At 60.7% G+C, this 13,057-nt stretch carries 14 protein-coding genes; 1 reads left to right on the forward strand and 13 read right to left on the reverse strand.

The features are described from left to right. Positions 1-108: 108 nt before the first annotated feature. From AB4N82_RS12260 to gbcA, 13 genes are all read right to left on the reverse strand, one after another. Positions 109-600, reverse strand: coding sequence for a hypothetical protein (locus tag AB4N82_RS12260; protein WP_122763906.1), 492 nt, complete (start codon positions 598-600; stop codon positions 109-111). Continuing rightward, complete coding sequence (locus AB4N82_RS12265) at positions 597-1,133, reverse strand: hypothetical protein (RefSeq protein WP_032884514.1); 537 nt, start codon at positions 1,131-1,133, stop codon at positions 597-599. The genes AB4N82_RS12260 and AB4N82_RS12265 overlap by 4 nt, the downstream gene beginning before the upstream one ends. A 5-nt stretch (positions 1,134-1,138) precedes the next feature. Continuing rightward, positions 1,139-1,693, reverse strand: a complete 555-nt coding sequence (locus AB4N82_RS12270; RefSeq protein ID WP_122754265.1) for a hypothetical protein — start codon at positions 1,691-1,693, stop codon at positions 1,139-1,141. Further along, positions 1,690-2,415 carry a hypothetical protein gene (locus AB4N82_RS12275; RefSeq protein ID WP_122763905.1) on the reverse strand — a complete coding sequence of 242 codons (726 nt, stop codon included), beginning with the start codon at positions 2,413-2,415 and terminating at the stop codon, positions 1,690-1,692. The genes AB4N82_RS12270 and AB4N82_RS12275 overlap by 4 nt, the downstream gene beginning before the upstream one ends. Next, complete coding sequence (locus tag AB4N82_RS12280; RefSeq protein WP_122754267.1) at positions 2,396-4,033, reverse strand: GspE/PulE family protein; 1,638 nt, start codon at positions 4,031-4,033, stop codon at positions 2,396-2,398. Before AB4N82_RS12280 ends, AB4N82_RS12275 begins: the two co-directional genes overlap by 20 nt. Before the next feature lie 4 nt (positions 4,034-4,037). After that, positions 4,038-5,222 carry a type II secretion system F family protein gene (locus AB4N82_RS12285; protein ID WP_032883996.1) on the reverse strand — a complete coding sequence of 395 codons (1,185 nt, stop codon included), beginning with the start codon at positions 5,220-5,222 and terminating at the stop codon, positions 4,038-4,040. Next, positions 5,219-5,683 carry a transglycosylase SLT domain-containing protein gene (locus AB4N82_RS12290; RefSeq protein WP_032883995.1) on the reverse strand — a complete coding sequence of 155 codons (465 nt, stop codon included), beginning with the start codon at positions 5,681-5,683 and terminating at the stop codon, positions 5,219-5,221. The genes AB4N82_RS12285 and AB4N82_RS12290 overlap by 4 nt, the downstream gene beginning before the upstream one ends. Positions 5,684-5,689: 6 nt before the next feature. After that, on the reverse strand, positions 5,690-6,121 hold the full coding sequence (gene gspG, locus AB4N82_RS12295) for a type II secretion system major pseudopilin GspG (protein ID WP_122763904.1): 432 nt from the start codon (positions 6,119-6,121) through the stop codon (positions 5,690-5,692). A gap of 202 nt (positions 6,122-6,323) precedes the next feature. Continuing rightward, positions 6,324-7,856, reverse strand: a complete 1,533-nt coding sequence (locus AB4N82_RS12300; protein WP_122763903.1) for a lytic polysaccharide monooxygenase — start codon at positions 7,854-7,856, stop codon at positions 6,324-6,326. Positions 7,857-7,926: 70 nt separating this feature from the next. Further along, a complete protein-coding gene (locus tag AB4N82_RS12305) occupies positions 7,927-8,433 on the reverse strand; it encodes a type II secretion system protein (RefSeq protein ID WP_206073136.1) in 507 nt (168 codons plus the stop codon). Beyond that, positions 8,420-8,800, reverse strand: a complete 381-nt coding sequence (locus tag AB4N82_RS12310; protein ID WP_032883989.1) for a type II secretion system protein — start codon at positions 8,798-8,800, stop codon at positions 8,420-8,422. The genes AB4N82_RS12305 and AB4N82_RS12310 overlap by 14 nt, the downstream gene beginning before the upstream one ends. Beyond that, complete coding sequence (locus AB4N82_RS12315; protein WP_460105128.1) at positions 8,775-9,269, reverse strand: prepilin-type N-terminal cleavage/methylation domain-containing protein; 495 nt, start codon at positions 9,267-9,269, stop codon at positions 8,775-8,777. The genes AB4N82_RS12310 and AB4N82_RS12315 overlap by 26 nt, the downstream gene beginning before the upstream one ends. A gap of 812 nt (positions 9,270-10,081) precedes the next feature. Continuing rightward, positions 10,082-11,377, reverse strand: coding sequence for a glycine-betaine demethylase subunit GbcA (gene gbcA, locus AB4N82_RS12320; protein ID WP_032883986.1), 1,296 nt, complete (start codon positions 11,375-11,377; stop codon positions 10,082-10,084). A gap of 284 nt (positions 11,378-11,661) precedes the next feature. On the opposite strand from gbcA, the gene gbcB reads away from it, so the two are divergent. Beyond that, positions 11,662-12,762, forward strand: a complete 1,101-nt coding sequence (gene gbcB / locus AB4N82_RS12325; RefSeq protein ID WP_032883983.1) for a glycine-betaine demethylase subunit GbcB — start codon at positions 11,662-11,664, stop codon at positions 12,760-12,762. The last annotated feature ends 295 nt before the right edge of the window (positions 12,763-13,057 follow it).

A 13,057-nucleotide genomic window follows, 5' to 3' on the forward strand; every position in this document is an offset into this window, starting at 1 on the left:
TCATCGCTCTCTTTGATTGCGCGTTGGGTCTGGCACGCGCTGAGCAGAAGCCAGGGTCAGGCTCAAGTAAATCCATGTACGTATCGCCATGATCGTGTCCCGCCCTGGTCAGTGAGTGTCAAGCCGCAAGGTGCTGACATGCTTGAGCGGCATGTAGGTCAGCACCACGGTCGTGTCGGTCAGCTTGTCCAGTCGGTAGTGCGAGTCGAGCATCTTGCCGGGCACGATGCGCCCCGGCACCGAGCAGCGGTTGCACAGCGTGTATTGGCGATCGTTACCGCGCAGCACGACGATTTTCGATTGGTTCTCATAACGCCACTGCGCGCTCACGCTGAAGGGCAGCGCAGGTGGTTTGGGCGGTGCGGTGTCGACTGGAATGGGGGGCGGCGCAGGTGTCCAGGTTTGGGTGGGGAACAGGTCGACTGTCTCAGCCAAGGTTGGCGCGGAGGGTGACGCTGGCGCTGTGGGGTTGATCTGCGGCGTGGTCGTCACGGGTGACGATGCAGGGGCAGGGCTGTCCACCGTGTCCTGCCAGAACAGCCAGCCACAGCTGATCAGGGTCAATAACAGGAGCACGCGCAAATACAGTGGCAGCTTCATTCCACCACCCCCAGCACACTGACCTTGAGGTTGATGTCCAGCATGCCGCTGCTGATGTCTTTGCGCTCCAGGGTCACGCGCTCGATGCGCACGGCGGGCTCGTTCGAGAGGTCGACCAGGGCATTGCGCAATAAGGCGTAGGGGCCGGAGAGCGGGATCTCCACGTCCAGCCGTTGCAGCCCTGTGTCGCCGGGCGCGGAGTAGGCCAGCGTGGTCTGTTCGATGGCAAAGCCGTAGCGGCTGAGCACACCCAGCAGCGTTTCCAGGCGGGGGGCAAAGTCCTGCGCGCTGGGTAAGCGCTCGACCACCGCCGGTTCGGTGACTTGCACATCCTGAGGCTGTTCATCGATGCCGGCCTGCAGTTCCTGGCGGCGCAGGTTGTCGCTGATGCCTGCCGGGTAGATCACCGTCACTTCGATCACCAGCGCCGCCATCATGGCCCCCACCGCCAGCAGGCCCCAAAATCCCAGGCGCTGTTGCCACTGGGTCAGTTGCCAGCGCAGGCGCGGCAGGTGGCGAGTAAGGGCATGCATGGGCATTACCCCGCGCCAACGGTGAGTTTGACCTGCACCGGGTGTTGCGGGTCGTTGGCCTTGCGGGCGCTTTGTTGCAGGTTCACCTGTACACCGGGTTGCGCCTTAAGTCGCTCGGCAAATCGAAAGGCGTCGCCCAGCACTTTGGCTTCCAGGTCCAGATGAATCAGTTGGGCTTGTGTGTTGATCTCGACGCGGGTCAAGGCGATGTCTCGGGACCAGGCTTGGGCCACGGCATCCATCAGTGCGAAGGGCGTGACCTTTTGTTGGGCGAAGGTGGACAGCTGCTGTTTTTGCGTGGGCGACAGGCGAATGGCGGCCTGTATCAACTGCTCCTGACGGCGAGTCAGCTGGATGAAGTGCTGCTCCAATGCGTCGGTCTGTTGTTGCTGTTGCTCCATGCGTTGCCAGTGCTGCCAGGTGTTGAACAGCAGGGCGGCGGCGCCCAGCCATAGGACAGTCACCCACGGCCGGCGGGTGGCGCTGGCGCGTAGGAAATCCACGTGTGGCCCTTGAGGCGTACGCAGGTGCTGCCAGACAGTCGCGAGCCTGGATTTCATACAGACGACTCCTCCAACCAGGGGTGCACCGGCCCCAACCGGTTTTCCGCCGGGGTGTTGGTGACCACCAAGGTGGCAGCGGCATGCCGCTCCACCAGCAGGTCGGCGGTGAAAAGGTTGTCGCTCAAGGTGCTGCCGCGTGGGGTGGATATGACGCAGACCTGATCGATCACACCCTGTTGTCGATAGAGGCAACTGAGGCTTTCGGTTTCGGGCACCACCAGCACACAGTCGGCCGGTAAGTGCCGCCAATACCGCTGCGCCACCGCTGTCAGCAATGGCATACACGTCACCAGCGGCAGGCGACGCAGCTTGAATAGCTCACGCAGGTCGTGCAGCAGCTCCCGATGCATCGCGACCGCCAGGCGTTCATGGCCGAAGGCGCTGTCCGCCACGTGTATCTGCCACTGCTCAGGGTCGATGCCGGCTTGTTGGCTGAACGTGGCCTCGGCGAATCCTTGCCAATCGTCTGCGCTGTACAACCCGGTTTGCCACCCCAGCATCAGGTAATGCACATGGGGAAATCCCAGCAGCACCGTGGCGCGGTCCAGGAACCCTACGCGGCCGCGCGGCGCCTGTTCCAACAGCTCGGCGCAGGCGGCCAAGGGCACGCCTTCATGTTGCGCGCGCCACACCGGCGCACCGCGCCAGCGCGGGCGCGCGGCCCACTCGGCACCGGTGCTGTGCAGCCACACCACGTGCTCAATAAAGGGAAATGACACGGTGGATCTCCTTGAGCGTGGTATCGCCCTGGGCGGCATGGGCCAGGGCGATATCGCGGATAAATACGTGGCCGGCTTCACGCGCCAGTTCACGCAGGCTGGAGGCCGAATTGCGGTTGAGCAGGCCCTCCTTGATGCTGTCGGTCAGCGTCAGCACTTCGGCCAGGGCGAGCCGGCCGCGATAGCCGGTGTGGCGGCAGGTCTCGCAGCCTGTGCCCACACGGTAGTGGCCCTGTCTGAGTTGGGCGTCAGGCAGTTGGGCGAGGCGGACAATATCGGGGTCGGGCTCGGCGTCGACGCCGCAGTCCGGGCAGATGCGCCGCACCAGGCGCTGGGCGACCACCCCGTTGAGGGCTTCGACAAAACTGGCCGGGTCCACGTCCATATAGGTAAAGCGCTCCAGCACACTGAACGCGCTGTTGGCGTGTACCGACGACAGCACCAGGTGCCCGGTCAGCGCCGCCTGCACCGCGATACCGGCGGTTTCGCCGTCGCGGATTTCCCCCACCAGAATCGTGTCCGGGTCGTGGCGCAGGATCGAGCGCAGGCCACGGGCGAAGGTCAGGCCCTTCTTGTCGTTGACCGGAATTTGCAGCACGCCGGGCAGTTCGTATTCAACCGGGTCTTCGATGGTGATGATCTTTTTCTCGCCGGTATTGGTCTCCGACAGGGCGGCGTACAGCGTGGTGGATTTGCCGCTGCCGGTGGGGCCGGTCACCAGCAACATGCCATAGGGTTCGCTGGCCAATACGCGGATGCGCGCGATGGTGTCGGCGCTCAGGCCAAGGGTTTCCAAGCTCAGGGATTCGCCGCGCTGGGACTTGTCGAGAATCCGCAGCACCGCATCTTCGCCGTGGATGCTGGGCATGATCGACACACGAAAATCCACCTCGCGGCCTTGGATCTTCATCTTGAAGCGTCCGTCCTGGGGCACCCGCCGCTCGCCGATATCCAGCTCCGACAGCACCTTGATCCGCGACAGTGCCTGCTCGGCCATGTCCAGACCGCTGGCCTGGCCCATCTGCTGCAACACGCCGTCGATACGGTATTTGATCACCAGGCCCTGGGGCGTGGTTTCCACATGGATGTCACTGGCGCGGCTTTGCAGCGCATCGAACAACATGGAGTTGACCAGGCGCACCACTGGGTTGTCGTCGCGGGCGATGCTGCTCAATGAAATTTCCTGGGCGGCCTGGCTGACACGGGCGCTTTCATCGTCGCTGCCGAAGGGTTGCATGACCCGTTGGCTGGCTTCGGCCAGGGTCAATTGAGCTTTCACCGCGCCGGGCAGGCTCATGGCGAGGGGTAATTGGCGCAAGGTTTTGGAGGACTGCAACCAGTGTCGGCTGGCCAGGGTGAACGGGTCGCCCAGTACCAGGCAGGGCTCACCGTGGTTATCCACAGGCAGCGCGTTATGGATCAGTGCCTGGGGCAATGCCAGCAGATCAAAACGCCAGTTTTCACTGAGGGTTTGCGGGGCGATGGCAAGCAGGCCGAGGGGCTGGGCGATAGTGCTTAATTGGTCGGGTGCTTTTTCCAGGACCTCCCGCAGGTAATCGGACAAGGGGATGCCTCGTTGTGCCGCAAGCGCTTGCCATTGCAGTGTCTGCTCACTCATCGCGTTACCCCTGAATGGAACCCGCCAGTTCGAAAATCGGCATGTACAGCATGAACACGATCAAGCCGATCAGCCCGCCCACCACCAGCATCAACAGTGGCTCGAACACCTTGCTGAACAGCTCAATGGCGCGCTCCAGTGCCTCATCGTGAAATTGCGCGATGCGCTCACACATGGCCGCCAATTCGCCGCTTTGCTCGCCCACCCGCAATAGGCGTTCGGCGACGGCGGTGGTCAGTTGATGGCGGGCGAGGGCGGTAGAGAGGGGTTGTCCGGCCTGGATATCGGTCATGGCTTGGCGCAAGGCGCCTTGACGTTCCACGGGCAGTAGCGCGCCGGACAACTCCACCGCCGTGACCACCGGCATTCCGCCCATCAGCAACATGCCTGCGGTGCGATAAAACCGCGCGAGCACAAACAGCGTGCGCTGGGCTCCCAGGCTGGGGATTTTCCAGAACAGGCCCGCTGCGCGACGCTTGAACCCGGCGCTGCGAAACATCAGCACCAGTGCAGCGATGACCAGTACCAGGCCGACCAGCATCTCCAGGCTATGGGCGTCCACCAGCGCGCCCCACCACACCATGAAGCGCGCGGTGGCTGGCAGGTCGGTGACCGCATCGAATACCGAGGCGAAGCGCGGGATCACGAAAAACAGCAGAAACAGCAGGATCAACGCGCCCACGCTGAGCACCACCAAGGGGTACATCAGGGCGCCGCTGACGCGCTTTTTGACGGTTTCCAAATGCGCTTCGAAATGATGGTAGCGGCGCAGGGCCACGGCCAATTGGCCGCTGTGCTCGGAGGACGCCACGGTGGCGATCAACAGCGAAGGAAACGTCTGTGGCTTGAGCTGCATCGCCTTGGACAGTGAGTTGCCTTCATACATGGAGGCGAGCAGATCGCTCATGACCTGTCGGTTGACGCCCGGCGGCGCCTTGTCGCGCAGGGTTTCCACCGCTTCCACCAGCACCAGTCCGGCGTCCAGCAGCACCACCAGTTCCTGGATAAACAGGCCAAGGGCGAACGTGCTGCGGCGACTCGGCAGTTTGAGTTGGCGGCGGGCTTTGAGCGAGATGACTTGCACACCCTCGGCCTGCAGTTGCCGGCGCGCCTGGGAGAGGTCCACGGCGTGCAGTTGCAGGGACTGCAAATGGCCGTCGCGGATGATGCGTGCGTCGACGTCGATCATGGTGCCTGCCTCGCCAGTTGTTGGCGTTGTTGCAGTAACTCACCGTAGTAGCGCCACACCGCCCGGGCGTAGCGCGAGCGCTGCGCCTGGCGATCCGACTTGGCCCCGGCGTTGTAGGCGCCGACTGCCTGCCAGCCATAGCCCTGTTCGCGGATAAACCCGGCGAGGATCCACGCGCCGACCATCACGCTGGTGCAGGGCTGGGTAATCAGGTGTTGTTCGGTGATGCCCCATTGCGCGAGCGCAGGCAAGTGACGGCTGTTGATTTGCATCAGGCCGATGTCCTGGCTGCCGTCACTGTTGACGTTACGCGCGTGTGGGTTGAGGCCGGACTCGACCTTGGCGATGGCGTACAGCAGAAGCGGGTCAACGTGGTAACGGCTGGCCGCCAATTGCCAGCAGTTGGCCTGGGCAACGCCCATGCAGCACAACAGGGTTAAGGCAAGCGGCAGGCGGCGCATGGTGGGTCACAGCCCGTAGACGATGTCGGCGTAGGTGTTCTCACCGCCGGCTTTGCCGTCTCGGCCCAGGCAGATGATCTCTGCGTCGTTGGGCGCAGTGCCGGGGTTCTTGAAGAGGTAAGGGTTGCCCCATGGGTCTGGCGGCAGTGACTTGAGGTACGGCCCTTGCCAATTGTTCGCGTTGGCGGGGCGCGTCGTGAGCGCATTCAGGCCGAGTGTTTCGTCGGGGTAGGTGCCAGTGTCCAAGCGGTACTGATGCAAGGCATCGGCAAGGGACTTCATCTGCCCCTGGGCTGTTTGCACCTTGGCCAGTTCCAATCGATCAAACATCTTCGGCCCGACGTAGCTGGCGAGCAGGGCGATGATCAGCAGGACTACCAGCAGCTCAAGCAAGGTGAAACCGCAGGAGCGGGTGCGGAAAAAGGCGCGACTGTACATGGAGATACCCTGTGGGAGTGCCAAGGCACGGCGGTTGTGTAGCCATCTCCCGGCCCGCGTTTGAGCGGGCACCGCCGGTAGTACTGCATCGCTATTCGAATTACACCTCTACAACTGTAGCGTTCGTCGATATAAGGCGCCGTGAGGCGCCCTATAACGTTTGGCTCTTGGGGTTATCGAGTTAATGAATATGCGCGTCGGCTTATTCCACCTTTTCCCAAGCGTCGCGCCATGCTTCGCCGGTTTCCGGTGCATAAGCCCATGCGGCACCAGCGCACCAGCCGCTGTTCGGAAACGGTCTGCAGCGGTAGTTACCGCCAGCGTTGCTCACGATGTCCCCGGCTTTGTACGGCGTGCCCTCTACGTAGGCCGGATACTCTCCGCCGCCGCTGTCCGGAGTCACCGTGAAGTCGAACTCCGCCTGGCTGGTCTTGCCGTTTTGCTGGTCGCGCACATTCAGGCGTGCCTTGAACGGGGTCGCCTCTGTGACGGTGTAGGCAGTACCGCTGACGTTGGCGGCGTTCTGCGCCCCGGTCATCCCAGGCACCGCCCATTGGTAGAGCAGTTGCCCGTTGCTACCGGTCGAGCCCGTGCCACTGAAGGTAAAAGCCTGTCCGGACTTCAACGAAGTGGGGCCGGTAATACGGGCAACCGGTGGCGCTGGGTTAACAGGCGTTTCCCCACCCGGAATGATGGACATCGCCTTGGAGTAACCCTCGTTCTGGACGAACACTGAGTTGGCGCTTGGGTCGGCTGAGTTGAACGCAATTTCGTTGCCGTGCTTTTCCCCGACTTTGGCGATGCTCGCATTGATCTGACTGGCCAGTTGTTGGCCCCAGATTTTCGCGTCCAGATTGGCTGCCGTGATGGGCAGGGTTATATCGACGACCTCCTGGGCTCGCGGGGTGTTGTCGAGGATGCGGAAGCGCACGGCGTCACCGGGTTTGAGGGCGCCCATGACGGCGTCGATGAACTGGCCAAGCTCGCGCCAGCGCTCCGGAATACCGCCCCCGACGATGTTAATGTCGCTGCAGTTGTAGAACCCTTCCCCGGCCGGATCTATGCGCTGCCATTGCACGAAGAGCGTCGCCTTGCCGGACTGCTGTGCCGGAACCGGAACTGACATCTTGAAGTATCCCGAGGCCGAAATAGCCGGTGGCTTGTTGCCCCAGTTGGTTTGCGCGACCGTGAATTGCTCGGTGTGGATAAGGGTCAAGTCATTCCAGGTCAAGGGGGCGCGGGTTGGGTCAACGCCTGGTTTGGTCAGGAACACCCGCGCAAAGCTGGGCACGTGGGGCGCCGTGCCGATGATGCGCACGTCCATTTTGCCGTTTTCGGGCGTCACGTCGGTGCGGTGCCAATCCCATTTCGCCTTCGGCGGCGATTCGTTCCCCACCAGGTTCAGGCCGTCTTTTTCGCTGTCGGCTGCCGAGCACAGTTTGCCGTCCGGCACTTCTCGCTTGACGGTCTCCAGGTCCTCATAACCGGGCGCCCGGATCAAATGCGCGACTTCATTCCATTGTTGACCTGGATACCTCCCACTTATTTCGTCCAGTGCTGCGCACCCCGCGTCACTTTTGCTACCTGACCAAAAGTCCGGAAGCATTCTGCAGTGGATCTGTCGTGCGATGGGGGTATCCACGCCGCCATGGGCTATCGCCAGCGCCGGCATCAGAATTGCCAGTGCGAGCACCCAGTTAATCAAGTTCCTTGTGTAGCGCTGTAGGTTATTCATGTTGTAGTCCGCCTCAATTCAGATAGAAAAGTTCCGAACGGCTGGAACGATCAGTGTGTGTGCAAGGGCATCATTGGTTGGGCTGGTCTCCACGGGGAGCGCTGGGGATTGGAGGGTTACTCTGTCCAGGGCCGTACAGAAACACCCACCCTTGATAACTGCCTTGCCCTGTAAAACTCTGATTGATCACCGCAAAGTTGCTTTGCTTGAACGGCGTGCCGCTGGCGTTGCTGAACACGCCCATGATCGTTTCACCCGGCCCCGGGACCACGCCCCAATCGGCGGTGCCAGTCAGCGGGTCGTTGTAGACCCGGCGCAGGTAGCGCTTGATGGTCGGTTGGCGGCGGTCCAGCACCAAATCTTCGAGGGACTTGGGGAACGTATTACCGGCGGCGTAGTACAGGCCGATCGCCCGCCGAATTTCATTGCCTCGCGCCAGCAGTTCCAACTCACGCTCGCGCTGCAACACGCTGGACCACAGCGTGCCTGTTTCCATCAACATCACGGCCACCACGGCCACTGTCACCAACATGCCCATGAACACCGAGCCGTCCTGGCGGTGTTTACCAGTCTGCATAGGCGCTCCCGTCGTGGGCGCTGCCGGGCGCACCGCTGCGCACGTCGCCCAGGCCTTGTTCGTCGGAGGGTTGCAGTTGCCAGGTGTCGCGCTTGCCGGTGAGCGGGTCCATGGGGATTTCGCGCAAATAGCGCCGGTCGACCAGGGCTTGCAGGGACTCGGGATTGTTGCCGTGGTCTTCACGGTATTGGTCCAGGGCCTGGCGGATGGAGGACAGGTTATGGCGCAGCACGGTTTCCTGGGCCTTGGCGTGCTGGCGAAAATACTGGGGCGTCACGAGGGTCATGAGGGTGGCGATGATAGCCATCACCACCAGCAACTCGATCAGGGTAAAACCCCGATTACCACTGGCTGTATGACGTTCCATTCAAACTCTCCCGAGTGCTGCGGGACGAAACGTCGAATACATCTTCCCCCTCTTGTGGGTTATCAGCGGTGCTCTTGTAACTGCGCAGTTGCCAGGTTTGCGCGGGCAACAGTTCCGGACACTCGCAGACGGGGTCGCGGGGGATGCGGCGCAGGATGAAGAGTTTTTTGCCTTTGAGATCGGTCTTGTCCGTGACCCCCTCGACTAATGCTTGGAGGGAGGGTGGATAACCGCTGTCGCTGATACTTTTTTCAATACGTCCGTCGTCGCTGGCTTCTTTGTAGGCGTCGATCCCACGGCGTATTTCCCGCAACGAGCGTTGCAGGTCAAGTTCCCTGTCGCGTTTACCCATCAACGCCGTCAGCGGATAAGCCACTGTCGAAAGCGTGGCCAGTAAGGCCAGCGTCAGTAGTAATTCAATCAGCGTAAAACCTTTGGCGCAGTGATGGCTGGAATGACCCCGCCCTATCACTGATCTATCTCCCTCTATCGCGCCAAGGACTTCTGCATTAACCCAGGCCAATGGATATAACTGCAAAAGTGAGTGTAGATGAACTTTGAATCTGAGTATTTTTTGTACAGTTGGCCGATAAGCGGTGGTTACCCACAATCACTGTGCACGTGCCTGTGGATAAGGTGTTTGTGGTTGTCCACAGAGCATGTAAATCAAGGCCTGCAGCGCGCTGTACGAAAAACAACCAGGCTAAGTGGCGGTTTTTACAGGCGTTTTGATGTGGATAAGGACGCTGCCCATTCTCGACTTGCCCCCAAACTCTGTTGGCGGTTCTGTGGATAAGATGTTCGCTATCAGCTACAGGCCATATAAACAGTGGCTCTCAGTGAGTTGGTTGTATTTTGATCAATTCGGCCTTTTTGTTCCGCTAAACCGGTAGATGCCCCGGTTTATGAAGGTTTGAGGCGGTTTTCCACAGCGTCGCCAGAGTTGCCCCCAAAGTCTGTTGGCGGATCTGTGGATAAGGTGTTTGCGTACCGCTGTGGGCTTTGTATTACGTGGCCTGTAGGCTATTGATCATAAATTGATCAAAGCAGGGAAAAAACCGTGGAGTCGAATAAGTCACGGATTTTCTTCAGTTAATTTTGGACAAGTAAGCCAGTTGCCCACAATTACTGTGGGTGGCTTTGTGGATAAGTTGTTGGGTAAAGGCTGGAGGGCGCGCTGGCAGAGGCCTGCGAGAGATTTGGTCAAATATTGAGCAGTGTGAGGTTCAAGTGGGGGAGGGGGCTTGTCCCCCTCCCACCTTGTTGAGCTGCGGGTATCGATTATTCGTGTGCAGCCACGCCTTTGAGGTAAGGCGCCGGTGCAGCGCCCAGATTGCTCAGCAGGCGCTCGCTGTACCAGTCCACAAAGTTCACCACGCCGAACTCATAGGTCTTGGAGTACGGCCCTGGCTGGTAAGCGGTGGAGTTGATCCCGCGCTGGTTCTCTTCTGCCAAGCGACGGTCCTGGTCGTTGGTGGCGTCCCACACTTGGCGCATGCGCTCCACGTCGTAGTCCACGCCTTCGACGGCGTCCTTGTGCACGATCCACTTGGTGGTGACCATGGTTTCCTGGGCGCTGATTGGCCACACGGTGAACACGATGATGTGATCGCCCATGCAGTGGTTCCAGGAATGCGGCAGGTGCAGGATGCGCATCGAGCCCAGATCGGGGTTTTTGATGCGGCCCATCAGCTTGGCGCAGCCTTGCTTGCCGTCCAGCGTCATCGACACAGTGCCCTTGAGCAGCGGCATGCGCACGATGCGGTTGCGCAGCCCGAAGCTGGCGTGGGCGTAAGGAATTTTTTCCGCGTCCCAAGCGGCTGCGGAGGCGGCCACGTGGTCCTTGAACGCCTGGTCGGCGCGCGGGTCGGTGACATCGTCCCATTCCAGCAGGGTCTTGAGCAGTTCCGGGTGCGAGGCGTTGCAGTGGTAGCACTCGCGGTTGTTTTCCAGCACCAGCTTCCAGTTGGCTTTTTCCATCAAGGTGGTTTGCACCGCCACCTTGGTGTTCTCCATGTCGTACGGTTCCATGTAGTGGTTCAGGGTCGACAGGAAGTCATCAATGGCCGGCGGGTTCTCGGCCAGGCTGATGAAGATGTAGCCACCGGCGGTCTTCACGTTCACCGGCTTCAAACCGTACTGCTTCATGTCGAAGTCGGCGCCCATTTCGGTACCGGCAAACAGCAGGCGGCCGTCCAGCTCGTAAGTCCACTGGTGGTAGTGACACACCAGTTTGGCGACCTTGCCCTTGTCACTGGTGCACAGGCGCGAGCCGCGATGGCGGCAGACGTTGTGGAACGCATGCACCACGCCTTCGGCGCCACGAATCACGATGATCGGGTTCTTGCCGATTTGCAGGGTCAGGTAGTTGCCCTTGGCGGGAATTTCGCAGGTCATGCCGGCGATTAACCACTCTTTCTGGAAAATCTCCTGCATGTCGATATCAAACAGCCGGTCATCAGAGTAGAACGGCTGCGGCAGCGAAAACGTGCGCTCGCGCTCTTGCAGCATTTGCGCGGTGGCCTTGCGTGCGGGTTCCAGCGGATCGCCCAAGCTTAAGGTTGCGGTGACGTCCATCGTGTGTGTCCTCATGGCCATTCTGTGTGGCCGGCGAATAGTGGCTACGGTTGATGCTATGCAAGGCGTAAAGAAAGCGTAGTTGTTGGGTGCGAGTGTGGGGCCGGCGTTGCGACGATCCTTATCCATGGGCGACATGGCCCAATCTGATCCCGACGCGCAACCCCCTGTCGTTGGGGGCTGGTCGCGATAAGTATGTGAATGTCGCAGATAGGTAAATGGGTGGTTCTCGCGTTACGCAGAATCGCCACCATAAAGCCGAATATCGGCAGTGGAGAATCAGCATGTCCAACAGTTTCCTGAATCCAGTAACTACCCAGACCTGGGCCAATGGTCGGCACATCGTCCGTTGCGTCAAAGTCATCCAGGAAACCTGGGACGTGCGCACCTTTTGCTTCATGGCCGACCAGCCGATCCTGTTCTTTTTCAAGCCGGGGCAATTTGTCACCCTGGAGCTGGAAATCGAAGGCCAGCCGATCATGCGCTCGTACACGATTTCGAGCTCGCCCTCGGTGCCTTACAGCTTCTCGGTGACCATCAAGCGTGTGCCGGGCGGCAAGGTGTCCAACTGGCTGCACGACACGCTGCACGAAGGTCAGGAGCTGGCGGTACACGGACCGGTGGGGTTGTTCAACGCCATCGACTTCCCAAGCCCCAAAGTCTTGTACCTCAGCGGCGGTGTGGGGATTACTCCCGTGATGTCCATGGCGCGTTGGTTCTACGACACCAACGCCAATGTCGACATGACCTTTATCCACAGCGCCCGCTCGCCTAAAGACATCATTTACCACCGCGAGCTGGAGCACATGGCGTCGCGGATCGATAACTTCAGCCTGCACCTGATTTGTGAGAAGCACGGTCTGGGCGAGCCTTGGGCCGGTTATCGGGGCTACCTGAACCACAAGATGCTCGAACTGATGGTGCCCGACTTCCTGGAGCGCGAAGTGTTCTGCTGCGGCCCGACGCCTTACATGAACGCGGTCAAGCGCCTGCTGGAAGTGGCCGGGTTCGACATGGCGCGCTATCACGAGGAATCCTTCGGTGCGACGCCGCCGGAAGCTCGTGCCGATGCGGTGGAACAAGCCGAACAAGCGGCCGACGCGCCGGAAATCGATTTGGCAGACCTGCATCAGGTGGAATTCATTTCGTCAGGCAAGAGCATCCGCGTGGCGCCGGGCGAAACCGTGCACGCAGCGGCGGCCAAGCTTGGGCTGTTGATCCCGAAAGCTTGCGGCATGGGCATTTGCGGAACGTGCAAGGTGATGAAGCTGGGCGGGGAGGTCGAGATGGACCACAACGGCGGGATCACCGAGGAAGACGAAGCCGACGGTTACATCCTGTCGTGCTGTAGCGTGCCGAAAGGGGATGTGCGTATCGAGTTCTGATTGCTCAAACAGGCACAACACAGTCCAAATGTGGGAGGGGGCTTGCTCCCGATAGCAGAGTGTCAGTCACTGCATGTGCAGGCTGACCCACCGCCATCGGGAGCAAGCCCCCTCCCACATTTTTTATGTACATCAGTGAGTGATTGTCAGGCGCCCATGACTTCGCGGATGTCTGCGGCCAGTTCGCGCACGCTCTTCCTCCAGGCACAACACAGTCCACATGTGGGAGGGGGCTTGGTCCCGATAGCAGAGTGTCAGTCACTGCATGTGCAAGCTGACCCACCGCCATCGGGAG

It is taken from the genome of Pseudomonas sp. H1_D04 (assembly GCF_054683855.1).